Source organism: Lacticaseibacillus thailandensis DSM 22698 = JCM 13996 (assembly GCF_001436135.1).
GTDB classification, from domain to species: Bacteria; Bacillota; Bacilli; order Lactobacillales; family Lactobacillaceae; genus Lacticaseibacillus; species Lacticaseibacillus thailandensis.
This window is the reverse complement of record NZ_AYZK01000002.1, coordinates 164,753-190,921: the sequence shown is the minus strand read 5'-3', so window position 1 is coordinate 190,921 and position 26,169 is coordinate 164,753. Positions and strand designations below refer to the sequence as shown.

Here is a 26,169-nt window from a genome sequence, read left to right as displayed (position 1 = left end):
TCTGGCCTTAGGCGTTTTCCTTTGCTACTGGCCGCCAGATGCCGAGAATCAAACCAGCAACGACCGCACCGACAACCAAGGAAACGAGAAAGCCGAGCTTCTGGTTGGTCAGGGCTAACGCCACGATCCCACCATGAGGAGCAGGAACATTGACCTTGAACAGTTGAGTCAGCGCACCAGCAATGGCTGAACCAATAACGGAACTACCAATGATGTGTACTGGGTCGGTCGCAGCAAACGGAATGGCACCTTCAGTGATGAAGGTCAGACCCAACGCGTAGTTGGAGAGGCCGGACTGACGTTCCTGTTCCGTGAACTTCTTGGGGAAGAACGTGGAAGCCAGGGCGATGGCCAGTGGTGGAATCATGCCCCCAACCATGACGGCAGCCATCCAGCGGCCATCCGTGTAGTTGGATGCGGAGTAGATCCCGATGGCGAAGGTGTAAGCGGCCTTGTTGAAGGGGCCACCCATGTCGATACTCATCATCGCGGCGAGGATGGTGCCGACCAGCACGGCGTTACCAGTGCCCATGGATTCCAGGGCACCGATCAGCGCACCGTTAATGGCGGCAAAGATCGGGTTGACGATGAAGAACATAATCAAGCCCATAATGGCGAGTCCAATCACCGGATAGATCAGGATGGTCTTCATCCCGTCCAGGTTGTGTGGCATGCCGGCAAACAGCTTCTTCAGACCGACGACCATCCAGCCGGCAACGAACCCGGCGACCAGGCCACCCAGGAAACCAGCGGGGTTCTGGGCCTTAACGAAGGAAGCGGCGGTCAACGTGGCCATCCAGCCACCGACGAACCCAGGCATCAGGGCGGGGCGGTCACCAATCGATACGGCAATGTAAGCGGCCAGGACTGGGACCAAGAAACTAAAGGCGTAGTTCCCCAGGTTGTTCGTGAACGTGAACAGCCCGGAGTGAGCACCAGCGTAACGTTCAAAGATGAAGGAAATGGCCATGATGATACCACCACCAACAACGAATGGCAGCATGTTCGAAACACCGTTCATCAGGTCTTTGTAGATGCGGTTCCAGAGGGAGCCAGTTTCTTCCTCGTCTTCGGCGCCACCAGCACCGTTACCGTGGAAGATGGGGCCTTCGTCGTGCAAAGTCGTGGTGATCAATTCTTCCGGCTTCTTGATCCCATCGATTACGGGGTGGTTGATCAGGTGTTTGCCGTCAAAGCGGTCCATGTCGACCTTCTTATCGGCAGCAATGATGACCCCCTGCGCGCGGGCAATATCGTCGGCGGTCAGCTTGTGCTTGACCCCCTCAGAACCGTTGGTCTCGACCTTGATGTCGACGCCCATTTTTTCGGCTTGTTCCTTCAGCGCGGCTTCGGCCATGTAGGTGTGGGCGATGCCAGTGGGGCAAGCCGTGACGGCAACGATGAACGGCTTAGTGCCGGTGGTTGCGGTCTGGGTGCTTGCCTGTGGGGCGGCCTGGTCGGCATTGGTGGATGCGTCAGACTGAGCGTTTTCCGCTGCCTCTTTGGCTTCCTTAGCTTCCTGCGCTGCACTGAACAAGTTGACGACGTCGTCTGGCGTCTTGGCGGTCTTCAACTGAGCAACCAGTTGCAGGTTGATCAGCAGGGAGGACAAGGCGGCGAGGGCGGCCAGGTGCGTGTTGTCGGCGCCTTCCGGGGCGGCAATCATGAAGAACAGGTGGACCGGTTGACCGTCGAGGGCGTTGAAGTCGATCCCAGCGTCACTCTTAGCAAAGAGGACCGTGGCCCGCGTAACGGCTTTGTCCTTCGCGTGGGGCATGGCGATTCCGTCACCGATCCCGGTGGTGGACTCACCCTCACGCTTGCGGATATCCTTGGCGTACAATTCGGCGTCGGTAATGATTCCCTGCTCGGCGTACTTGGCGACCATCTCGTCGATGGCTTCCTCCTTCGTCGTGGCTTTGAGGTTCATAATCATGACGTCTTTTAATAGTAATTCGCGAATGTCCATGATATTTACTCCAATCCGTATGTTCTACAATGCTTCGATGCTGACGGTGGCCAGCACAGCGTCAATCTTTTCTTTATCGGCGAGGTCCGTGGAGAACGCGGTGGCGCTTCCGCAGGCGATCGCGGTTTTGAAACTGGTTAAGGCTTCGTGGGTCTGGGCAAAGGTGCCGGTAAAGCCGGCCAACATGCTGTCGCCCGCACCCACGGAGTTTTTAACTTCACCCTTCGGTACGGTGCCGTGCCAAGCATGATCCTTGGTGATCATCAACGCACCGGCGCCGGCCATGGATACCAACACGTGTTGGGCACCCATTTCCAGCAGGCGGCGACCACGTTCCACCACCTCGTCCAGGTCGGTGTACTCGGCGTCGTCAAAGAGGGCGGCGAGTTCGTGGTGGTTCGGTTTGACGACCAGTGGGTGCTCCGGCAGGGTGTCTAGTAGTGCCTGACCCGTAGTGTCGATCACGAAGTCGGCACCGTGTTGGTGAATTAGCGGGATCAGGTCGCGGTAGAACGAGTCACCCAAGCCTTGAGGAATGCTACCCGCCATGACGACCACGTCGCCGGGCTGGAGGGCGTCAAACTTAGCTTTGAAGGCGGCCACGTTGTCGTCGGTAATTGTTGGGCCCGCGGCGTTGAGTTCGGTTTCGCTTTCAGCTTTGAGTTTCACGTTGATGCGCGTGTCGCCGGCGGCTGGGGCAAAGTCGGTGTGTAGCCCTAACTGGTGCAGGCTATTGGTTAGGTATTCGCCGGTGGCGCCACCATTGAAGCCCCAAGCGGTGGTCGGAATATCGAGCGCCTGCAGGATACGGGAGACGTTAATGCCCTTGCCCCCCGGCAGCTTGACGGCGCTGGCCAACCGGTTCACGGCCCCCAACTCGAGGTGGGGCAGGCCGATGACGTAATCGATGGCCGGGTTTAGTGTCACTGAGTAAATCAATTGCTGTACCTCTTTCTATTACTGGCGGACAGTCGTGGCGCGTAGCGAATCCACAATGTTGCGGCATTCGTTGTACGGACTGTTCAGGGTCTCAATATCTGTGGTAATGATCGTGTTGGCGCGCAACCCCACGATTTGGCTAAAGCTGGCCTGGTCGAACTTACTGTGGTCAGCCAGGATGAACGTGTCCACCGCGTGGTCGATGGCCAGGCGCTTGATGGCCGCTTCCTCCGGGTCCGGCGTGGTCACCCCGTAGTCGGGATGAATGCCGTTGGCCCCGATAAAGGCGATGTTGAAGCGGAAACGTTGTAACTGTTGCGCCGCTTCCGCCCCGATAACGGCCTTGGTGGTCGGCGAGGAGGGAAGCATTATCAACCCCCGGGGTGACCACGGTAATGTCCGGTACGTCATGGAGCAACGGCACCAAGTGCGCGGTAGTCGTGCCGGCGTCGAGGAAAATCAGGTCGCCTGCTTTGACTGCCGTCACCGCCGCCCGGGCGATTTGCGCCTTGGCGTTGGTGTTTTGGTTTGCCTTCACGCGGACGGTGGGTTCATCGCGTAACCCGCCGCGACGTTTGGCGCCACCGTGGATCCGTTCGAGTAAGCCCTCGCTCTCGAGGTCGGCCAGGTCCCGGCGGACGGTCGACGGCGACGTGTTCATGTCGGTGCACAGGTTCTGTACCGAAGCCATGCCGTCGCGATCAAGCACGTGTAGGATGTGGCGTTTGCGTTCGTCTGTAAGCACTTTCATCACCTTCCGACATTTATTATACACGCTAAACGGTCATTAGCAACCATAAACGCGCAAAAACATGCAAAAATTGGATGGACCAATTGTCAAATGCCGGTATTATCGGCTTTACGACGTAAAAAAATTGACCATTATGCCGAATCCTAGCTAATTTGCGGGGTGATTGACGCGGCATTTTGGTCAAATGATCCGCAACGTGCGCACTTTTGGCGGGTCGAGCGTCCCAGCCATATCGAAAAAATTCTAAATAGTGCTGTATTTATCACCCACGTGGACTTATAATCTATTTAGAAAGATATCTAAATAGTTAGGAGGCGAGTCCGGGTGGCGATGACAGAAACGTTAAAGGCGATTGCCGATCCGGTACGGCGGAAAATTTTGGAGCTATTAAAGCAGCAATCCTATTCTGCCGGGGCGATTGCCGATCACTTTGACCTTAGCCAGGCGACGGTCTCATACCACCTCAAGCTGTTGAAGCAGGCCGGTCTCGTGGCGGAACGGCGGGAGAAAAATTTTATCTACTATGATATTAACGCCAGTGTTTTTGAGGACGTGCTGACGTGGATCTACTCAATGGGAGGACATCGCGATGAAAAGGGCTAGCAAAATCATTCCGTTTAGTTTTGTGGTGATCTGGGCACCGGTACTGTATGGTTGGTCGCAGTACACTGAGCTACCCAGCCGGATGGCGACACACTGGGGTGTCAACAACACGCCGAACGGGTGGCTACCCAAAGCGGTGGCCATTTATGGTATTCCGGTACTGATGACGGTGCTGCAGTTGATCGTCGTCGGGGCTTCACGGCTAAGCGCCCAGCGCAAAGGGGCGGTGTCGCGCTTCGAACGGATGTGTTATGCCATTATCCCGCTAATGATGGTGGTGTTATACTTTGCGACCATCCAGGCCAACCTCGGGCGTACTGTCGATATCCGTCGGGTGGCCATCCTGGTGGTAGCCTTGCTGTTTATGGGGATGGGTAACTTTTTGCCCACCGTGCCGGCAGGGTCCAACACCACTTTGAACGGGATGCGCACCGCCGCTGCTAATCCGCACACCTGGCCGCGGGTGGCCCGGCGGTTGGGGTATACCATGGTCGGTGGCGGGGTGGTTTTGCTGGCGAGTCTTTTAACGCCGCCTATGGGTTCGGTGGTGGCCCTAGTTGTTGCCATTGTGGCGCTACTCGGCGTCACCTGGTGGGGCTACCGGGTGTCAACCGAGGATAATTGATGGTGAATTCAAAAATAGAGCGGAGCAACCCTCACGCGTGCTTGCGACCCGCGGAGTGCTGCTCGCTACCAAAAAGGAGCGTACCCAGACGAAACTGGGTACGCTCCTTTGTATGCATGCTGCGTTTAGCTGTCTTCGCCGATACTCCGAATTTCCGCAAAGGTCAGGAGCAACCATAACCGCAGGCTACTGTGCTGAATTGAACCTTTCGGGGTGATGCGGGCCATGATCAGGTGTGCGGGACCACTTTGCGGTTGGTAATACACGGCCACGTCGTCGCCATCGCTGGTGGACCACAGGTAGGGGATGGTGTTGGTAGTGTTGATGAATTCGTAGACCCGCAACGTGGTGCGAGCCGCCAGGAAGCGGCGGATACCCTGATCATCATACCCGGTAAACTGATGCCCCGACGCGCCACTGTGGTGACACCGTTGGGCGGTGAGGTCCTTCCACAACACCCGGTCGGCGTCGGATAGGTTAGCAATCACCTGTGGTACGGGCAGCGCGTCATTCGGTTGGGAGTAGGTCATCGCGATGCGGCCGTTGATCCGCAATATCTGTGCAAGCACCACCGTGTCGGGGTGTTGTTGAATATTTGCTGCCACACGGTGCGAGCGGAAGGTCCGGATGCCCAGCCGAACTAGCTCCAGTACGCTCAGACCCAGTAGTGCTGCCCACGGCCAAAACAGGACGATGTTGCCCGCCCAGAACGCCGGGGTGGTGAGTTGGTACCAGTACAGGACCCGTAGTGTGGGGTCCGATAGGTAGACAAAAAGGCTGAGCAGCGCCAACAACGCCGCGGTGACCCACAGAATATCGAGCACCGTAGCCCAGATGTTCGCTGACCGCATCGTGGCGCGCACAGTGCGCGTACGGGTCAATTGGTGCTTTAACTGCGCAATGAGTTGTGCTGACGTCCTTGCCATGCGGATTAGCCTCCAGAAGTGCAAAAAAAGATTGCACACGTTGCTGTTATTATATCAAAGCTGAGCGCTGGTGGGGTAATGATTGGGGATGAATGCCCTTACGCGACACCATTTAGCCACAAGTGGTGTGTAAATGCTCGACCTGCAGCACACTGATCAGTTGATTCTGACTGCACGCAAAAACCACCAGCCTGGGGGTAACCAGAGTGGTGGTGGGGTGTCATCAAACTATGACTGGTTAGAACTGTAATGACGCGGACCGCCTAACCTAATTTTGCTGGTTACTTGCGACCATGTTGATTAGTCGCCGTCAACGGTGGTTAGTCCTCGTCCAGGTAGCGTGCCAGGCGTCCGGCCTGGGTGGCATCGACAGACGCAGTGATGCGGGTGCCGGCGTCGGTGTACTCCGTGGCGTCGATCTTCAGGTGGTCGTTAATGTAACTAACCACTTGACCATCACTAAACGGAATCAGGTAGGTGTGCGTCTCTTCATGAGCAAACAGCTTGGCTTCAATGAGTTCAGCCAGCTTTTGTAGCGACCGCTGATCGCGGGCGGAGAAAATCAACTCGGAATCACCCACCATTTCGGGGTAGGTGGTGTCGGGACGGAGGTCAGCTTTGTTATCGATGATAATGGTCGGCACATCGTGAATGCCGATGTCGGCGAGGGTAGCCTCGGTGACCGCCATCATGTCCTGGTAGTGCGGGTCGGCGTAATCGACCACGTGGAGCAGCAAGTCGGCGTTCTTGGCCTCAGCCAGCGTGGCCTTAAAGGAATCGACGAGTTTCGTGGGCAACTTGCTGACAAAGCCGACGGTGTCGCTGAGCAGGAAGGCGCGGTTACTTGGCAACTCGATTTTGCGGACGGAGGTGTCGAGCGTGGCGAACAGCATGTCCTTTTCTTCCACGTTTTTAGCCTCACCCTGCTCGGCAAAGAGGTTGAGCAGGCCGTTCATGGTCGTGGACTTACCCGCGTTAGTGTAACCAACCAGGGCAACGGTGGGCAGGTGGCTCTCGTTACGCTGGGCACTACGGGTTTCTTCGTCTTTGGCTTCGTCAGCGAGCTCCTGCTTGAGGCGGCTGATGCGCTTGGTCAGGCGCCGGCGGTCCAGTTCCAGTTGGGTTTCACCACTACCACGGTTGGCAAGGCCGGCCCCGCCAGCCCCGGTCCCGGCGCTTTGCTGGTCAAAGTTGGCGTTGCGCTGCCGTAGACGGGGCAAGGCGTACCGGAGTTGGGCGATTTCGACCTGCGTCTTAGCTTGCTTGGAACGGGCACGGGTGCCAAAGATATCGAGAATCAGTTGCGTGCGGTCCACGACATCCACGCCGATAATCTTTTCCAGGTTACGCAACTGACTGGGGGTCAGTTCGTCGTTAACGATGACGGTTTGCGCGTCTTTGAGGCGGGCCAGTTCGCCGAGTTCCTCGGCTTTACCCTTACCAAAGTAGGTGGCGGCGACGACCTGGTCGGCGTTTTGCCGCACGGAGTCGACCACCACGTAGTTGTTGGCGGCAGCCAGGTTGGCCAGTTCCGTCATGGTGTAATCAAAGTTGGGTTGGCGCCGGGTAATGCCGGCGACGATAGCGTTAGTTTGTGTTTCGGGCATAAAATCCTCCTTGATCAAATAATGCTTGCGGTGTACCCCACAATGCGGTGGCTCGCAATTATGGGTGGCGACAGGCATGAAAAAAGGGCCGCTGGGGCCCTACAGGTGCTCGGTTACGGGCACACGTATCAGTCAGCGCTCTGTTTCATTAACCTGCCAAAACAACACTTTTAATACGCATGTCAGTGCACCCTCTTTCCGTCAAAGTTGCCATTATTGTAACATATTAGCGCCGTTATTTGTCGGTTTAGCGCGGTCGGTAGTTGGTGGGCTGGTTCCGGCGTTGGCGGGGGGTGACTGCGGTTGACGCGGCCTACGCCACAAATTGCTACCACCCCCACGCTCCGGGCCACGATGCCTTCGTCCCCCACCAGCCCCGGATTTCCGTTACGGTGAAAGGCGCAGCCAAACAAATTACGGCTTGATAGTAGTAATCACTACTACATAGGTGGGCGAGCGTGGCCTAGCTATTAATGTGCAAATATTCACACTAGTTGCCGATATTTTTTGTCGAATTTCTAGCAACTCATTTCAACAATGAAAACTTCCGTAGTACCGGGCTTGGACACCGTCCGGGAGATGCCCTTATCCATCTAGCTTTTCATGGAAAAACAATTTATATAATCAAGAATATAATGAAACCCCTTGCATTTTTTTGCTTGGTCCCCTACACTGTTTCTTGTAGACAAGGATTGTAACCGCTTCAGGTAGTGGGCAAAACCGAATCGCCATACTTGCTTGTGATGGGGTATGCGCGGGTTCGGCTTTTTATTTTCCGTCTACAATCACTAGAAACGGGGTGGGGCGCGTGCAGATCAAAAAGATTTTTAACAACAACGTCGTTTTAGCCACTTCGGGTTCTAGAGAACAAGTGCTCCTTGGACGTGGTATTGGTTTCCAAAAGCATCCCGGTGATACGGTTGACCAAAGCAAAGTCGATCAAGTCTACGCGCCGACTACCGAACAGTGGCTGAGCAACTTCAAAACGTTGGTGGCCGATATCGACCCCGAGTATTTTGAAGTTGCGGGCCAAATTATCACCATGGGCAGTCAGCAACTGCAAACGCAGTTTAACGACAACATGTTGATTGCGCTCGCCGACCATATCCACTTTGCCGTTTACCGCCACCAGCACGGGATCGACATCAAAAACGAGGTTCTGTGGGAGATCAAACGAATTTACCGGCACGAATACTTGCTTGGCCAGCAAGCCGTGGACCTTATCGCTAGTCACTTTAAGGTGCAACTACCGGACGATGAAGCCGGCTTCATCGCAATGAAGTTTGTCGAAAACAGCCTCAACGACAAGCTGGGGGAACAGAGCGAACGCGTCATGCGCCTGATCAACGGTATCCTCGATATTGTGAAGTACCAGTTGCGGATCACGTTCGACGAGGATGGCCTGAACTACCAGCGCTTCCTCGTGCACCTGCGCTTCTTTGCCCAACGCGTCACCGCAAATGATGCGCATCCTGGGCATGACGACGTGGATGGCGCGCTGTTCCAGCATATCGTGGGCCAGTACCCGACGGCCTACGCGTGCGTGCAGAAAATTGTGGTGTTTGTGGCGCAACAAACTCAACGCCAGGTCACACGGAACGAACAAATGTATTTGACGATTCACGTTCAGCGAGTGCTGGACGAGGTCAGTCATCAGCAATAATTTCATAATCAATCTAGAGATTGTAACTATTCAATTAGGCAAGACTCAAGTGTTGGTCAGCACGGCGACGTGGTGGGCATCCTTGGGCCTTTTATTTTATATTTTGGGGTGATATTAATGGATTATGCAACAACAGCACAGGGTGTGTTGAAGCACATCGGTGGTCGTGACAACATCAAGAAGGGGTGGCATTGCGCTACCCGGTTGCGGTTCTACTTAAAGGATGAAAGCAAGGCCGACGTGGATGCCGTCAAGAACGTTGATGGCGTGATCACCGTCGTGAAGAGTGCCGGCCAGTTCCAGGTCGTCATTGGTAACTCCGTGGGTAACGTGTACGACGCGCTCGTCAACATTACGGGCCCGCTGGACGCCGATGCGGACGCTGATAACGGGGCCGCACAAACTGAGAGCGGCAAAAAGGTTAACATCATCAGCCGCTTCATGGGCTTCATTGCCGGGGTCTTCACGCCGTTCCTTGGCGCTTTGGCTGGTGCCGGGGTGTTCAAAGGTATTCTGGCACTCTGCACTACGTTTGGCTGGCTATCCGCAAATAGTGGGGCTTACAAACTCTGGTACGCCGCATCCGACGTGGTCTTCTACTTCCTGCCGATCTTCCTGGCCTTCACGGCGGCTAAGCAGTTGCACGTGGACCAGTACGTGGCAGCCACGTTGGGGGCGGTACTAACTTATCCCAGCATTGTAGCTTTGGGTAGTAAGAGTGTCACCATTCACTTCTTTGGTATTCCCGTGGTGCCAATGAGTTACACTTCAACCGTGATCCCAATTCTACTGGCCGTATGGGCAATGTCCTACCTGGAACCAGTGTTGAACCGGATATTGCCGGGTGCACTAAAGACGTTCCTGACGCCACTACTGTCGTTGGCCATTATGGTGCCGCTGACGATGATGGTCGTTGGGCCGTTGGGGACTGTCATTGGTAACGTTCTGGCGGCCATTATCCTGTTTATTTACAAGTACGTGCCGGCCGTTGCGGGGTTACTGTTGGGCGCCTTCTGGCAGGTCTTCGTTATCTTCGGTGTGCACTGGACCTTCGTACCAGTGATCATGAACAACTTATCCAAGTTGGGTGCTGACCCAATTCTGCCCATCACCGCAGCCGCAGTGCTAGCTCAGGCTGGTGCGGCTCTGGGGGTCTTCTTCCGGACTCATGATCCGAAGATGAAGAGCTTGTCTGGCTCTGGCTTCCTGTCCTCCATCTTTGGGATTACTGAACCGACCGTTTACGGGGTAACGTTAGCCCTGAAGCGCCCATTCTACTGCGCTATTATTAGTGGTGGTATCGGTGGGGCCATTGCCGCTCAGCTAGGGGCCCACAGTTACTCTTACGCTTTTGGTAGTGTGCTTGCCATTCCTACCTACATGGGCAAAGGCTTTATCGGTGCCGTACTGGGGCTGGCCGTTGCGTTCGTCGCCGCCTTTGTCAGCACGTTACTGTTCGGCTTTAAGCGTACGAGTGATGTCGACACGGCGGGTACGACTAAAGCCAGTGCCGCTGACAGCACCACAAGCACTGCCATCGTGGCTCCCGTTGAGGGGACAATTATTCCACTATCTAGCGTGAACGACGAAGTATTCTCTTCCCAAGCTATGGGCCAAGGGTTGGCCATCGTCCCAACTAGTGGTGTGGTTAAAGCTCCGGTTGACGGGACGATTACCGCACTGTACCCAACTGGACATGCGATTGGCATTACCAGTGATAGTGGGGTGGAGATACTTATTCACATTGGTATCAACACCGTTGAACTGAACGGTAAGCACTTTGAAACGCTAGTCAAGCAGAATCAGCACGTCCACCAGGGCGACACTTTGGTCAAATTTGATTACGCGGCCATTCAAAAGGATGGTTACGATCCAACCGTGATGGTCGTGGTCACCAACACCAATGAATATGGTGCGATCGAAACGACGACCGCCACGGCCACGGATGACCAATGGTTCTTAAAGGCGGACGCCAAAACTGATGATAGCAAGGAAGGAGTTTCGACAAATGTACAAACCGGATTATCCGACTAAGTTTCCTGAAGGCTTTTTGTGGGGTGGCGCCACTGCCGCCAACCAGGTCGAAGGGGCCTGGAACGTTGACGGTAAGGGCCTGACCACCGCAGACGTGGTGCGCAAGGCGGACAACCGCAAGGACATGGCGTCCGCGGATGCGGTCGACCAGGAGAGCCTCAAAGTTGCGCTGGCGGACCAAACGGACACCCACTACCCGAAACGGCGCGGGGTCGACTTTTACCACCACTACCAGGAAGACATTAAGCTGTTTGCCGAGATGGGCTTCAAGGTGTACCGTTTCTCCATTGCCTGGTCCCGGATTTTTCCCAACGGCGATGAAGCGACTCCGAACGAGGCTGGGCTCAAGTTTTACGACCGCGTGCTGGATGAACTGGCCAAGTACAACATTGAACCGTTGATCACGCTCTCCCACTACGAGATGCCGATTGGGTTAACGATCAAGCAAAACGGGTGGGCGAGTCGTAAGACCATCGCCGACTTCAACCGCTTTACTGAAGTTGTCTTCAAACGTTACCGTGGGCGGGTCAAGTACTGGTTGACCTTTAACGAAATCAATACCTCCACGTGGGGCTTCCACGAAACCGGGGCGATTGACGCGGGGATGACGCCGGAGCAACAAATGCAGATTCGCTACCAGTCGGTGCACAACCAATTCGTGGCCAGTGCCATTGCCACCAAGCAGTTGCACACGATTGACCCGCATGCGCAAATTGGGTGCATGCTGGCGCGGCAACAGACGTACCCCAAGACGCCCAATCCGGTCGACGTGGTCGCAGCCCAGCAGGCGGATGACCTCAACCTCTTCTTCACCGACGTGCAGGCTCGGGGTGAGTACCCGGAGTACATGAACCGCTACTTTGCTGAACACCACGTGCACATTGAGTTTGGTGAACACGATGCACAGGTGCTGCGGGAGAATCCGGTGGACTTCATTAGTTTTAGCTACTACATGACCACCGTGACGTCCGCCAATGAAGATGGCAACGCAGCTGGTAACATGGCTACGGGGGGTCGGAACCCATACCTCAAGGAGTCTGATTGGGGTTGGCAGATCGACCCGGTTGGCCTGCGGATCACGCTCGATGAAATGTGGGATCGCTACCGTAAGCCACTGTTCGTGGTCGAAAATGGCCTAGGTGCGGTGGACAAGCTCGAAGATGGGCACGTGCATGACGGCTACCGCATCGATTACTTGCGGCAGCACATTGAGCAGATGCGCGAAGCGGTCAGCGATGGCGTCCAGCTGATGGGCTACACGATGTGGGGGCCAATCGACCTGATCAGCTTCTCCACCTCCGAGATGTCCAAGCGTTACGGGTTCATTTATGTGGACCAGGACGACGCGGGGCACGGGACGTTGAAGCGGATTCGCAAGGATTCGTTCTACTGGTACAAACAGGTGATTGCGTCGAATGGCGCTGACCTCAGCGACATTCCGTCTTAATGTATGATGTGGCTTCCTGCCGGCTTAGCTGGCAGGAAGCCTTTTTGGTGGCCGCATTTGGGTGGACAAGCGCATCAGCCACGTAGATACCCATTGGTTGTAGCCATGCCCCCGTGCAAACCGGGGCGGAAAACGGAAAATTTGGGTCCGGTCACCCACATTTTGCTGGCTTTGCGTGCCGGGGGAAGTCTGGTACCATGGTCAAGGCGTATTGCCAACGCAGAGTTTCAGTAAGCATACATAGTGAGGACCGGCCGATGAACCGTTTCAGTAATAAGTCACCCGGACAACAGTTGCGTCGTTTACTGTAAACACTAAGCTGAGGGCAAAAAATCTTATGAATAATCAACAACCGCAACAATGTTACATTCCCTGGGTGATCGTGGGCCTGATGGACTTTGTGACCGTCATTGGGTTCGACGACATCATCTACAACTTCCAGAACCAAGGGCTCGTTGCCGTCTTTACCTGGATCGTCATGACGGTGCTTTACGTCATTCCGTATAACCTGATTGTCGCCCACATGGGTTCGCAGTTCGAGGACCGTGGCGGCGGGATCACATCCTGGATGCGCGCCGTCAACGGGGACAAAGTCGGCTACTTTGCCGCCTGGTTTTACTGGATCACCGGCTTGCCGTACGTGGTCGACGTGGCCAACTCCGTCGTGGTGTCGCTCGGGTGGATCATGACCGGCAACGGGAATATCCAAAGTCACCTGGGTAACGCTTGGTTTGGCATCCTGACCGCCGCCATCTTTGTCGGCTTTATCTGGTTTCAACACCTGTTCAAGAACCGCTCGCTCGAAATTCTCAGTACCATCGGTGGTGGGGCGATGTTCCTGATGACCGTCCTCTTCGTCGTGATGACCGTTGCCGGGTTGACGTCAGGCAAACCGATTGCCACGCACCCGTTTAACCTGCAGGCGTTCCTGCCGAAACACTTCGACTTCCGGTTCCTGGCCACCTTTGGCCTGTTCGTTTTTGCCATGAACGGTTCCGAAATTGCGGCGCCGTACACCAAGGACATGCGGCACCCGTCCCGGGACTTCCCCAAGGCGCTGAAGATGATCGCCATCATGACCATGTTCCTGACGCTGTTCGGAACGTTCAGCCTGGGCGTCTACTTTAACGCCCACCACCTGCCCAACGACCTGAAAATGAACGGATCTTACTACGCCTTTCAGGCTATTGGACGGCAGTACGGCATGGGTAACACGCTGATGTATGTCTTTGCCGTGGTGCAGGGGATCTACATGTTGGCGCAGCTGGCCGTAATTCTGGACGCGTCCACCCGCATCTTCCTTGGTGACGTCGCCAAGCAGTACATGCCTAAACAGCTGACCAAGTTGACTAGCGATGGACTGCCCATCAACGGTTACTGGCTGACGACCGCCATCTGTGGCATTATCATGGCGCTAGCGGGACTGTTGCCGCAGATCAACGATATCTTTAACTGGCTGCTGAACCTGAACGGAATCGTCAGTCCGGCCAGCACCCTGTTCCTGTTCTGGGCCTATATCATGGTCCGCAAGCACGACGACCAGTACCATGGTGGCGAGTACGTGTACCTCAAGCACCGTTGGGCCGGTCTGACCATGGGTTGGTGGATGTTCGGTATTACCGCCTTGTTGGCCGTGTTGGGCTTCTTCCCGGTTGACGCCGTTTTTGGTACCGGCAAGTGGACGATGGAGATGATACTTAACATTGGCGTTACCCTGGGGATGATCGTCCTGGGCTTCGTGATGCCATGGGTCGCTAAACGCCAGGCCGCCGCGCGGGGCGGTATCGCCTTTGGTCGCGGGACTTGGTACGTGCTGACGGCAGTCATGTTGGTGGCACTCATGGGGTTGACCTCGTGGGGGTTGCTGGAGTCACTACTACCGGTGACGCTCGGCATCGGGCGGTGGCTGATCATGCTGGTCGTGGACCTGGTCATCTTTGTGATCATCTGGGGGATGACCCGTGACAGCCGGACGCAAATCAGTAGTTATCAAGAATAGTTAATTGCTCGGGGGACACGCCGCGTTATGGGCGTGTCCTTTTTTCAGCCTTCCGCCCGATGGCAACGGGGGTGCCGCCCGGCTACTATAATAAGTATTCCGCGGCTAGCAGTAGTGGTCGCGTTTAACTGGGACGTAACCAAATGGGAGGTACATTATGGTGGAGCAAAACGTCGTGTCCGTACGCGACCTCACGAAAACATACGGGAAGAAGGGGACCAAACAATATCAAGCGCTCAAGGGCATCAGCTTTGACGTGGCCCCCGGGGAGTTTGTCGGCATCATGGGCGCCAGTGGGTCTGGGAAAACCACGTTGCTCAACTTGTTGAGCACTCTGGACCGGCCGACAAGCGGCACCGTCACCATTAACGGGACGGACGTGACCCAGCTCAAGGGTGACCAGTTGGCCGATTTCCGCGCGCAAACGATTGGTTTCATCTTCCAGGACTTTAACCTGCTCGAAACGTTAACGGCCCGTGAAAATATCGCGTTGCCCCTGGCGTTACAGAACGTCCCGTCCGGGCGCATCACCGAGGCTGTCGACGAGATTGCCCAGCGCTTGGGTATCACCCCCATTTTGGATTCCTACCCGAGCGCCATCAGTGGTGGCCAAAAGCAGCGTGTCGCCGCCGCGCGGGCACTAGTGCACAAACCAGCCATCCTCTTTGGTGACGAGCCGACCGGCGCTTTGGATTCGCAGAGTGCCCGCGAGTTGCTAGAAACCATGAAGATGCTCAACACGGAGCAACAGGTCCCCATTCTACTGGTGACGCACGACCCGTTTTCCGCCAGTTACGCCCAGCGCATCCTGCTGATCAAAGACGGCGTGATTGGTCAGGAGATTAAGCGGGGCGATTGTAACCGTGAGGAATTTTACCGCGAGTTGCTGGATGTGCTCGGCACGTTCCAGAACTAGGGGGTGGGTTAGATGCTGAACAAATTAGCCTTGGCGGGCATCAAGAGCCGGCTCCGTGATTACCTCGTGTTGTTCTCCGGCCTGGTTATTGGCAGTGCCATTTTTTACATGTTCATGGCACTGGCCACCAACGATGAGTTCCAGAAGGCCAATTCCACGCTGTCGGCGACGCCGCTGATTTTCGGCTTTGGCGCGGTGTTACTGGCAATTATCACCTTTGTCTACATTATCTACGCTAATTCCTTTCTCCTCACGTTACGGCAACGGGATTACGCTCTGTTCATGATGCTAGGGGCAAAGTCGCGTAAGATCAGTCGGCTGATTTTTACCGAAACGCTGGTATTGGGCCTCGGTGCGACGGTGGTCGGTACCACTATTGGGGTGGGACTGACCGCCGGCGTGAGTCAGCTATTGCGACAAACGCTCGACGCCCCAGCGCGGCACCTGGTCAGCCTATACTGGCCGGCGGTCGCGGCGACCATCATCTTCTTCGCGGCACTCTTCTTGCTGGCCGCACTAGTGAACGCCCACAAGATGCGGCAAACGCCCGTCCTGGAACTATTGCACGCGGACGCTCAGCCCGTTGTGATTCGGCGGCACCCGGTGCGAGACCTGCTCCTGGCCGGTTTGGGGTTGGTCAGTTTGGGTGTGGGTTACTGGGCCATGCAGGCCATCAACGACTTACAGTTGCTGAGTATTCCCATCGCCCTGGTGACAATCGTACTTGGTAGTTTCTTGTTGGTGGGGGCAGTGGTGACTTCTATCGTGGGCGCGTTGCGGCGTAACCACCACTTTGCCCAGCAGAACCTGCGCAGCTTTACCCTGGCGCAGATTGGTTTTCGGCTGCACTCCTACACGGCGATTCTGGCAGTTGTGTCCATCCTCTTTGCGTTGGCGTTGGGGGCCATTACCGTGGGGATGAACTTCAACCGGGAGACGCCCTTGATGACCAACGCGTTGACCACGTATGACGTGGTGGTGCATAACCCGGACGCCGCTACCAAACGGGCGACGCGCCAACTGACCGGCGTGACCAGCAAGCAGACTTACCACGTGAAGGTCGCCAAGCACCGCGTGTCCTTCCAAACGGCGGAGGTGAGCGCCCAGCCAGTCTTGGACGTCAAGGCGGACGTGTCCAAGACCAAAGTGGTCAACTACCGACGCTACCGGGCCGACCCGGCACGCACTGACAACCTCACGTACCAAAATGCCTTTCTCAGCTTGACGACCGCTAATATTACGGACGCCACCAAGTTGCAATTTGTGTCCGCCCAGGATTTTGCGCGGACGGCGGGGCAACCCGAAACCATCGTCACTTACCGCGTGCGCGACCTGCGTGCCAACATACCCGTGCTGAAGCGAATTCATCGGCGTGAGATGCGGCGTTACCCGCAACTAGCGACCCGGGTGTTGCCAGATAAGTACCTGGTCTACCGCATGATGAACGGGATGAATAGCGGCTTTGCCTTTATGGGCTTTTTCCTGGGGCTGGCGTTCCTCGCGATGTTGGCCAGCACGTTGATGTTCAAGATTCTGTCGGGTGCCGCCGCCGACCGGGCGCGATACCGCATGTTGGCACGGATGGGGGTGCGGCCCCGGTTGCTACGCGGATCGATTCGTACCGAGATTGGGGTGCTGTTCGGGGTGCCCGCCATCTTGGGAGTAGCCCACGTATTGTTCGGGCTCCAGCTCTTTAAGGCGCTATTGCTCAATCCGTATACGGGCATTTGGATTCCGTTTGTTATCTTTGCCGTCTTGTACGCCCTGTACTTTGGACTCACCGTGCTGCTGTACAATGGCATTGTGCGTCCACGTGCATAAATACGCGTTCCTGGATTTCCGAACAATGTCTCACGATTGGTTGTGGGTTGTACACATTTTTTGTGGGTTATGATTTTCGGCGCAATTTGTGCGTGCAATTTGACTGGGAATAGAGGATAATGAACGTGTAGTTCTCATTTTAACGGGTATAGACCGCGTCACGGCGCTTATTAATAGTCGTTCGGACAGGCGGTCACCAAACCAATAACATGACAAATTGACGTGTGCGTTTGCAACCAGGTTGCTGACACACACGTTTTTTCGTGTAAAAACAATACCAATGCGGGTTCGAACAATTTGTGAAAAATGTGTGGCGATTGTTCTTGTTTTACGTGAATATCAGTGGTATCTTTTTGGTAGTCAGGGAACGGACCCTTAAAACAGAGGAGGACTTGTAGTGAAATTCACTAAGGTAGCGACTGTGGCGGCGGCTGCAGCATTAACGTTGGTTTTAGCGGCGTGTGGTTCGAATTCGTCCAGTTCAGGCAAGACGAGTAAGCACTCGGTAGCGTTGGTCACTGATGGTGGTGGGATCGACGATAAGAGTTTCAACCAGTCTGAATGGGAAGGCTTGCAGGCTTGGGGCAAGGCTAACGGTTTGAAGAAGGGCGTTGGTGGTTATAACTACGCCCAGAGTGATTCCGAAGCCGACTTTACGCCCAACGTTAACAAGATGATCCAGGCTAAGTACGCCACCATTATTGGTAGTGGCTATAAGCTGAGCAAGACCATCAAGGCGGCAGCCAAGAAGAACCCGAAGACCAACTTCATCATTATTGACTCCGTTGTTAAGGAAAAGAACGTCGCTAGTGCGACGTTCCGTGACAACGAAGCCGCCTTTCTAGCTGGTGTGGCCGCAGCTGAAACCACCAAGACCAACAAGGTCGGCTTTATCGGTGGTGTGCACGGTGCCGTGATCGACCGGTTTGAAGCTGGTTTCCGTCAGGGTGTTGCGCAGGTCAACAAGGACCAGGGCAAGAAGGTTACCGTTGACGTGAAGTACGCCAACAGTTTCAGCAAGCCAGATGTTGGGCAGACGTTAGCCCAGACGATGTACAACAACAATGAAGACGTGATCTACCAAGCTGCCGGTGGTACTGGTTCCGGGGTCTTCTCCGCAGCCAAGAACGCCATCAAGTCCAAGAAGGTTTGGGTCATCGGTGTTGACCGTGACCAGACTGCTGAAGGTAAGTACAAGGGTGGCAACCTGACTTTGGCTTCCACCGTTAAGGGTGTGGACACTGCCGTTAAGGACCTCGCAACTGACGCCAAGAAGGGCAAGTTCCCTGGTGGCAAGACGATTGCTTACGGCCTGAAGGGCAATGGTGTTAAGTTGGCCCGCGACAACATGAGTGCCTCCGTCTGGAAGGACGTTCAGAAGTACCGGACTGACGTCATCAACGGCAAGATCAAAGTTGCTGAACGGCCTAGTGAACTGAAGTAATCCTGAATTGACAGTTTGACCAAACCGGAGCGTAATGGCTCCGGTTTTTCTATACAGTTTTTGTGCTGGCTGGGGTGCGTGGGACCATCGCTTACACACACGTCTAGTATTGACTGTGAGCTGGTGTTAGTAATGACAGTCACCACCCAGTGCCACTGTTCGTTATCAATGTCATCGTTTACAACCCGAACGATTGGAAGTGAAAGCGTTCAACGTACGGAAAATTGCAATTTGTCGTATCCGCATGCACAAAAACACGGTAATATATTAGTTAGGTATTTTGGTGGTCACCGCTCAACACCCACAACTGGTAGTATGATAGACACCAGTGGAGGCGCATACATTGTGGTTGACCGCCGCCTACATAATGCAGAGGAATAATTCATTTTTGGTGTGCGTGGATAGTAACACGCATGCTGGGGGACAGCTATATGCCTACAGCAGCTATTGAGATTAAGCATTTAACCAAAGCTTTCGGTACTTTCAAGGCCAATGATGATATTTCCATTTCGTTTTACAACGGCCAGGTACACGCATTGCTCGGCGAAAACGGGGCCGGTAAGTCGACCCTGATGAACATGCTGTCGGGAATCCTCCGCCCAACGAGCGGGGAGATCAAGATCAAGGGCCAGGTCGTGCACCTACACTCCGCCAAAGACGCGACGGACCTCGGTGTCGGCATGGTGCACCAGCACTTCATGCTCGTCGAGGCCTTCACCGTCCTGGAAAACATTATCTTAGGCGCTGAGCCAACTAGTGCGGGTCGCTTGGACAAGCGACAGGCACGCAAAAAGATTCAGGCCATCCTTGATCAGTATGATCTGGAACTTGACCTAGACGCTAAGGTCAGCGACATTTCCGTGGGGATGCAACAGCGGGTAGAAATTGTCAAAATCCTGTTTCGTGAAGCGGACGTGCTGATTTTTGACGAACCCACCGCCGTGTTAACACCGCAGGAAATTACCGAGTTGTTGAAGATTATGCGTAAGCTCGCAGATGAAGGCAAAGCCGTCATCCTGATCACGCACAAACTGGAGGAAATCCGCCAGGTGGCTGATTACACGACCATCGTGCGGCGAGGACGCGTCATCCGGACGGTGCGCACCGCGGATGAATCTGCCGAAGATCTAGCCACGATGATGGTTGGACGTGCCATCAACTTTGCGTTGGATAAGGCCCCGTATCATGACGGTCCGGCTATCCTGCAAATTGAGCACCTCGACGTGGTTGACCATAACAAGGTGCACCGCGTCCGTGACTTTAACCTGACCGTCCACGCCGGCGAAATTGTCGGGCTGGCAGGGGTCGATGGTAATGGCCAAAGTGAACTGGTCAAAGCCCTGACCGGCTTGATGCCCGTGACCGGTGGTAAGGTGCTGATCGGTGGCAAGGACACGACACACTCCAAACCGCGGCAAGTGATTGAAGCGGGTGTGGGGCACATTCCTGAAGACCGGCAACGGTTTGGGTTAATTATGCCGATGTCCGAAATTGATAACATGAGTATGATGCAGTATTACCGGCCACCACTGGCGCATCATGGCGTGCGGGATGCCAAAGCGGCCGCGGAAATGACGGCACGCTTGAACAAAGAGTTCGACGTCCGTATCGCCGATATGCATAATTCGGCCGGCTCCATGTCCGGTGGTAACCAGCAAAAGCTGATTATTGCCCGGGAAATGAGTCGGGACCCACAATTAATGATTGCGATGAACCCGACCCGGGGGTTGGATGTTGGTGCCATTGAGTTTATTCACCAACAGATTCTTAACGCCCGGGCTTCAGGCCACGCGGTGCTGCTGATTTCGTACGAACTGGACGAAATTCGTCAGCTTGCGGACCGGATTGCGGTTATTCATGCTGGGCACCTAGTGGCGACGGAGGATGCAGAAAACTTGACGGAACAACAAATTGGTTTGATGATGGCCGGCTCCGGCCAGACGGACAAGGAGGCCACTACCAATGCGGATTAGTAAGACGTGGATTCGTAGCATTTGGATTCCTATCATCGCGGTCTTCCTGGGCCTGTTGGTGGGGGCAATCATCATGCTGCTGTCGGGTTTCAACCCGATTCAAAACTACAGTAATATGTTCATCGGGGCCGTGGGAACGCCTAACGCCATTGGTGAAGTACTGCGTACCGCAACCCCATTGATTTTGACGGGGTGTGGCTTTGCGATTGCCAATTCGGCGGGGTTCTTCAACATTGGTGTTGCTGGTCAGGCGCTCCTGGGCTGGGCCGGTGGGGTCGCCTTTGCCCTCTGGTTCCCCAACCTACCGCGGATCATCATGTTGCCTGGCGCCCTGATCGCTGGTGTCATTTGCGGGGCCGTTTGGTCCGGAATTGCCGGCTTCCTGCGGGCATTCTTCGGGACTAGTGAAGTTATTACGACGATCATGTTGAACTACGTGGCGTTGTACGGCACCAACGCGTTCGTGAAGGGTGTGCTGGCCAAAGGGGATAACGACTACTCCCCGACGGTGCCCGTGGCGGCACGGTTGCGGACTCCATTTCTGGAAAGGCTAACACAAAACTCGACCTTCCACTATGGTCTGTTTATTGCAATTATCGCGGCCATCTTCCTGTGGTGGCTGATGAAAAAGACGACGCTCGGCTTTGAAATTCGGGCCGTCGGGATGAACCCCGATGGTGCCCGTTACGCCGGGATGTCCGACAAAAAGACGATCATCCTCTCGATGCTGATTTCCGGTGCCTTTTGTGGCCTGGGCGGTGCGGTCGATGGTCTGGGTAACTACGAAAACATTATTGTGAATGACGCAATGCCAAGTATCGGGTACGACGGGATGTCAGTCTCCCTGCTGGCAGGTGGCTCAGCCATCGGGATCATCTTTGCCGCCGTCCTGTTTGGGCTGTTAAAGATTGGTGGGTTGAACATTTCTATCATGTCCAACACGCCGTCGGAAATTGTCGACATCGTTATTGCGGCCGTCATCTTCTTCGTTGGGGCGCAGTACATTATCCGGTACGCGCTGAACACGAGTGCGCGGCGGCAAGCAGCTAAAAATGCCGCTCAAGTGGCGGCGACAACGGTAGCCACGGCCGGGGTCGATTCCGGGCCGGGTGACGGAGCACCGGACCAACCGCGTGCGGATGCGATTCCGCCACGTCAACGGGGGCAGAAGCAGCCGCCCGTGGAGCAAGCACCAGACCACCACGATGATGATGATGGGGAGGCGAAATAAATGGACTTACAAGTTATCTTATTGACGTTGGTTTCAACGACGCTCGTTTATTCCGCTCCACTCATTTTCACCGCGATTGGTGGGGCCTTCTCGGAACATTCCGGGATCGTCAACGTGGGTTTGGAAGGCATCATGGTCATGGGCGCCTTTGCTGGGTCCGTCTTCAACCTCACCTTTGGTCACCAGTTGGGCAACTGGACCCCGTGGGTCGGGTTGCTGGCTGGTGGTGTGGTCGGTGTACTGTTTTCACTGATCCATGCCGTGGCTACCATTAACTGGCGGACGGACCACATTATCAGTGGTACGGTGCTGAACCTGATGGCACCGGCACTCGGGGTCTACCTGACCCGGTTGTTGTACGACGGCCGGGGGCAAACGGCCATTCTGCAACACCCGCTGTCAACGATGACCATTCCGGTGCTATCCAAGATTCCGTTGATTGGGCCAATCTTCTTCACGAAGACGTCCTTGGTGGCTTATCTAGGTATCATCATTTCCATTTACTGCGCATGGGTTTTGACCCACACGCGCTTTGGGCTCCGGCTGCGGTCAGTCGGTGAGCACCCCGAGGCTGCGGATTCCGTGGGGATTTCGGTCTACAAGTACCGCTACATGGGCGTGATGTTGTCCGGGTTCCTCGGCGGGATCGGTGGTGCCGTCATGGCAGAATCCATCACGTTAAACTTCTCGGTGACGACCATTGTGGGGCAAGGGTTCATGGCCCTGGCTGCCATGGTTTTCGGTAAGTGGCACCCAGTGGGCGCGATGGGCGCGGCCGTCTTCTTCGGCTTTGCACAGAGCCTGTCGATTGTCGGGGCGTACATTCCGTTCATCAAGTCGATGCCGGACGTCATCTTCAGTATCGCGCCGTACCTGATCACCATCATCGTGCTAGTTGCCTTCGTCGGGAAGTCGGCGGCACCCGCAGCCGATGGGTCGACCTTCGTTAAGGCAAAGTAGTAGTTATAGTTGTACAGTTAACAATAGCCTCCACGTGTGTGGGGGCTTTTTTGGTGGATTGCGTGAGACCGAATGTTGGCGCTGTGTGATGCTGCGGTTTTGTAGGTCACTTCCTAACGATTGCAAACCGGGGCGCCAAACAGCCAGTTACGATCACCACATATGCTGGGTTAACCCGTTAAGAACCGTACGCCAATCAACAGTGATAATGGTATGATGAAGGTAAATAAGACACCATAAGGAGGTCCATTATGGAACCAGTAACCGTCTACCTTGTGCGTCACGGTCAGACTTACCTGAACAAGTACAACCGGATGCAGGGTTGGTGTGATTCACCGCTGACCGCTAAGGGCGAAGCCGACGCCGATCGTGCCGGCCGCTACCTGCGTGAAGTGCACTTCCAGCGGGCGTACTGCAGTGACACCATGCGGGCACGGAACACGGCCAAGCACATCCTGACCGCTAACTTGTATCCGGGCACCTCCCTGCACCTGACGGAAAACTTTCGGGAGCAAAGCTACGGCTACTTTGAGGGTGATGATTCCGCCCGTACTTGGTACGTGATTGGGATGCCTCATGGTGGCTTGCGCACCTTCCACGAGATTATTAGGGAACACGGGATGGACGCCAGCAAGGACTTTATGGCAGCCGCCGATCCGTTTGGCGACGCCGAGGATGCCCGGACTTACTGGACGCGGTTGATGCATGGCTTTAAGGAATTACGCGAAGATAATCCCGATGGTGGCGACGTTCTGATGGTCAGCCACGGGACCACGATTCGCAGCATTGTCGACAAGTTTGGTCGGCACGACGGTTACGACGTGTCCGTGGGGCCGAAAAATGGCAGTATTACCAAGATCCAGTTGACCGACGCAGGCATCAAGGTTCTGAGCTATAATTTTGTACCAAAAGCTTAACACGTTGATTGACTGAGACCACGGTTGCGGCCGTGGCCTTTTTGTTTCAGTACGAATATTTTCTGGGACCACATCATTCTGGGGGAATGTCAATATAAGCGGTTGGGTTAATAACGATTAAGGTGGCGGTTAACATGCACTTTTTTGATAATACATTTTCATCACTCATTCACTCCAAGAACTTCCGGTACTTCTGGATTGGGCAGTGTGTGTCAGTGATGGGTACCTGGGTGCAACGGACTGCCCAAACGTGGTTGGTTTACAAAATGACCAACTCGGCCTTTTTGGTCGGGTTACTGGCGGCGGCGCAATTTTTGCCAATTTTACTACTGACGCTTGTGGCGGGAACGTTGATCGACCGGTACTCTAAGCGATTGATCCTCATTATTACGCAGAGTGGCTTCTTGCTCCTAGGGGTCGTTATGACGGTGCTGGTGTACACCAATATTGTGCAGTATTGGGAAGTCGTGGCCATTGCCCTCGGTTACGGGGTGTTGCAAAGTTTTGATACCACAACGCGGCAGTCGTTTGTTGTGGAGCTGGTGGGGCACAAAGACCTACTCAACGGGATCTCCTTGAACTCGACGATTTTTAACCTCGCTAAAATCGCGGGACCGTCGTTAGTCGGACTCTTGATGGTTAAGTTCAGCCTGGGCTTCTGCTTCCTGGTTGACGCCATTAGCTACCTGGCCGTGCTGTTGGGCCTCTTCCTGATCAAGCAGACGCACCCACTAGCCACGCCGTCCAAGAAGCACATCTGGGCGGACGTCAAAGACGGGTTGCGCTACGTGTGGAGTCACGCGGAGATTCGTCTGAGTGCGGAAATGATGATCATTGTTTGCACGTTGAACTACAACAATAACGTCATTATCCCTATCTTTGCCAAGGAGGTCCTCCATTCCGGGGCGCAAACGTACGCTAACCTACTGTCGGCGACTGGGGTCGGGTCACTCATTGCGGCGATCCTGATGAGTTATTTGTCCCGCTTTGGCCTACAGCGCAATATTTACCTGTCCGTCGGGGTCGGCACCGCAGCGCTGCAAGCAGCGATGATCGTCATCCGGTCGTACGGGTTGGCAATGATCCTGATGGTGGCCATCGGTTTTTGCAACATGATTTTCCTTAACCAGTCCAACGCCGGATTTCAGTTCAAGATTCCTAACGAACTGCGTGGCCGCGTGATGAGCGTGTACGTCCTGCTCAATCAGGGGACTACGCCGGTGGGTAGCCTGTATTCCGGTGGGGTCATGGACATCGCCGGCGGCATCTGGGGGTTCCCAGCCTGTGGGATTCTGGCGTTAGTATTATTGATTCCGGTCCTGTTCAATCAGCGGCACTTGGTGGCCCAATGGTGGCATGGCGGCGAGCAAGCGGTCGACGATTAGGGTGCAAAGATGGTCCCCCAGCACGTCTTCACCGCAACCGCTTTCTATGCTATTCTGGGGAGGCATGATGAAAGTGGGGCAGGGATATGTACAAGTTAATTGTGAGTGATCTGGACGAAACGTTGTTGCGTGAAGACGGGACGATTTCGGCGGCTAACGTGGCGGCCATCAAGGCAGCGCGGGACCGCGGCGTGAAGTTTGTTCCCAACACGGGGCGCAGCTTTACGTCCGTACAGGATTTGCTGCACACGCTGGGCCTGGCGGGGCGCGATGACCAGTACGTGATTGCTTACAATGGTGGGGCGACCGTCAGCAACGACCACAACCGCGTGGTCGCGGTCAACCCTATGGCGTACGATGTGGCCCGGCGCATCTTTGCGATTACCAAGACCTTCCCGGAGACCGATACCCACGTGTACACGTTGAACGAGGTGTTCCTGTACAAGCCGCGGGCCGACGACATTCAGTACATGCAGACGCGGGGGGCGGCGTACACCGTGATGCCAGATGACGACTTTAGCCGCTTCCAGAACTTACAGATCATGAAGGTCATCGCGATGAATCCGGACCCCGCCGTGCAGAAGGCGATTGCCGACCAGGTGATGTCGGCGCTCGACCAGCGGCTTAACCTGACGTTCTCGAGCGGCATTTATACCGAGTTCAACCCGCTGGGAGTGGACAAAGGTGTTGCGGCACTGCAGTTGGGCGCGGCGCTCGGCATCAAACGTGACGAAATCATTGGCATCGGTGATAATCTCAACGACCTGGCATTGTTACAGCAAGTGGGGATGCCGGTGGCGGTTGCCAATGGCCGGCCCGAAATTAAGGCCGCCGCAAAGTTAGTGACGCAGGCCGACTACGAATCTGGTGTTGCGGAAATGATTCACAAGCTCATCTTAGACTAGAAAATAACATTTTGGCAGTGACGTGTTAACGGCGTCACTGCCTTTTATTCACCC

Annotated in this window: 19 protein-coding genes and 1 pseudogene; 15 read left to right on the top strand and 5 right to left on the bottom strand. The window is 55.2% G+C overall.

What is annotated here, in order from left to right:
- Positions 1–7: 7 nt before the first annotated feature.
- From FD19_RS04470 to FD19_RS04460, 3 genes and pseudogenes are all read right to left on the bottom strand, one after another.
- On the bottom strand, positions 8–1,969 hold the full coding sequence (locus FD19_RS04470; protein WP_056969216.1) for a PTS fructose transporter subunit IIABC: 1,962 nt from the start codon (positions 1,967–1,969) through the stop codon (positions 8–10).
- Positions 1,970–1,993: 24 nt separating this feature from the next.
- The gene (gene pfkB / locus FD19_RS04465; RefSeq protein WP_056969215.1) at positions 1,994–2,908 is read right to left on the bottom strand and encodes a 1-phosphofructokinase; all 915 of its coding nucleotides are present in this window, start codon (positions 2,906–2,908) and stop codon (positions 1,994–1,996) included.
- Between the two features lie 18 nt (positions 2,909–2,926).
- Positions 2,927–3,599 (bottom strand): annotated as a pseudogene (locus FD19_RS04460) (DeoR/GlpR family DNA-binding transcription regulator).
- A gap of 384 nt (positions 3,600–3,983) precedes the next feature.
- On the opposite strand from FD19_RS04460, the gene FD19_RS04455 reads away from it, so the two are divergent.
- Both FD19_RS04455 and FD19_RS04450 read left to right on the top strand, forming a co-directional pair.
- A complete protein-coding gene (locus tag FD19_RS04455; protein WP_054749905.1) occupies positions 3,984–4,262 on the top strand; it encodes an autorepressor SdpR family transcription factor in 279 nt (92 codons plus the stop codon).
- On the top strand, positions 4,249–4,887 hold the full coding sequence (locus tag FD19_RS04450) for a DUF1648 domain-containing protein (RefSeq protein WP_054749907.1): 639 nt from the start codon (positions 4,249–4,251) through the stop codon (positions 4,885–4,887). Before FD19_RS04455 ends, FD19_RS04450 begins: the two co-directional genes overlap by 14 nt.
- 125 nt (positions 4,888–5,012) lie before the next feature.
- Here the strand turns inward: FD19_RS04450 and FD19_RS04445 are convergent, their stop codons facing one another.
- Together FD19_RS04445 and hflX are read right to left on the bottom strand one after the other, a co-directional pair.
- The gene (locus FD19_RS04445) at positions 5,013–5,813 is read right to left on the bottom strand and encodes a hypothetical protein (RefSeq protein ID WP_054749909.1); all 801 of its coding nucleotides are present in this window, start codon (positions 5,811–5,813) and stop codon (positions 5,013–5,015) included.
- A gap of 320 nt (positions 5,814–6,133) precedes the next feature.
- Positions 6,134–7,420, bottom strand: a complete 1,287-nt coding sequence (gene hflX, locus FD19_RS04440; RefSeq protein ID WP_056969214.1) for a GTPase HflX — start codon at positions 7,418–7,420, stop codon at positions 6,134–6,136.
- Between the two features lie 808 nt (positions 7,421–8,228).
- On the opposite strand from hflX, the gene licT reads away from it, so the two are divergent.
- From licT to FD19_RS04375, 13 genes are all read left to right on the top strand, one after another.
- Positions 8,229–9,083, top strand: a complete 855-nt coding sequence (licT, locus tag FD19_RS04435; protein WP_054749910.1) for a BglG family transcription antiterminator LicT — start codon at positions 8,229–8,231, stop codon at positions 9,081–9,083.
- A gap of 117 nt (positions 9,084–9,200) precedes the next feature.
- Complete coding sequence (locus FD19_RS04430) at positions 9,201–11,117, top strand: beta-glucoside-specific PTS transporter subunit IIABC (RefSeq protein WP_056969213.1); 1,917 nt, start codon at positions 9,201–9,203, stop codon at positions 11,115–11,117.
- A complete protein-coding gene (locus FD19_RS04425) occupies positions 11,092–12,564 on the top strand; it encodes a glycoside hydrolase family 1 protein (protein ID WP_054749912.1) in 1,473 nt (490 codons plus the stop codon). The genes FD19_RS04430 and FD19_RS04425 overlap by 26 nt, the downstream gene beginning before the upstream one ends.
- A 337-nt stretch (positions 12,565–12,901) precedes the next feature.
- A complete protein-coding gene (locus FD19_RS04420) occupies positions 12,902–14,563 on the top strand; it encodes an APC family permease (protein WP_054749914.1) in 1,662 nt (553 codons plus the stop codon).
- Between the two features lie 157 nt (positions 14,564–14,720).
- The gene (locus FD19_RS04415) at positions 14,721–15,479 is read left to right on the top strand and encodes an ABC transporter ATP-binding protein (RefSeq protein ID WP_056969212.1); all 759 of its coding nucleotides are present in this window, start codon (positions 14,721–14,723) and stop codon (positions 15,477–15,479) included.
- A 12-nt stretch (positions 15,480–15,491) separates the two neighbouring features.
- Entirely contained in the window at positions 15,492–17,300 is a 1,809-nt protein-coding gene (locus tag FD19_RS04410) for an FtsX-like permease family protein (protein WP_056969211.1), read from the top strand.
- 397 nt (positions 17,301–17,697) lie between these two features.
- A complete protein-coding gene (locus FD19_RS04405) occupies positions 17,698–18,744 on the top strand; it encodes a BMP family lipoprotein (RefSeq protein WP_054749920.1) in 1,047 nt (348 codons plus the stop codon).
- Between the two features lie 431 nt (positions 18,745–19,175).
- Positions 19,176–20,717: an ABC transporter ATP-binding protein gene (locus FD19_RS04400; protein ID WP_056969210.1), complete on the top strand. Its 1,542-nt coding sequence runs from the start codon at positions 19,176–19,178 to the stop codon at positions 20,715–20,717.
- Entirely contained in the window at positions 20,707–21,948 is a 1,242-nt protein-coding gene (locus FD19_RS04395) for an ABC transporter permease (protein WP_082383823.1), read from the top strand. The genes FD19_RS04400 and FD19_RS04395 overlap by 11 nt, the downstream gene beginning before the upstream one ends.
- A complete protein-coding gene (locus FD19_RS04390; RefSeq protein WP_054749922.1) occupies positions 21,949–22,908 on the top strand; it encodes an ABC transporter permease in 960 nt (319 codons plus the stop codon).
- A gap of 251 nt (positions 22,909–23,159) precedes the next feature.
- Positions 23,160–23,825: a histidine phosphatase family protein gene (locus tag FD19_RS04385; protein ID WP_054749924.1), complete on the top strand. Its 666-nt coding sequence runs from the start codon at positions 23,160–23,162 to the stop codon at positions 23,823–23,825.
- 134 nt (positions 23,826–23,959) lie between these two features.
- Entirely contained in the window at positions 23,960–25,210 is a 1,251-nt protein-coding gene (locus FD19_RS04380) for an MFS transporter (protein ID WP_056969209.1), read from the top strand.
- Positions 25,211–25,296: 86 nt separating this feature from the next.
- Complete coding sequence (locus FD19_RS04375; RefSeq protein WP_054749926.1) at positions 25,297–26,115, top strand: Cof-type HAD-IIB family hydrolase; 819 nt, start codon at positions 25,297–25,299, stop codon at positions 26,113–26,115.
- Positions 26,116–26,169 lie beyond the last annotated feature (54 nt).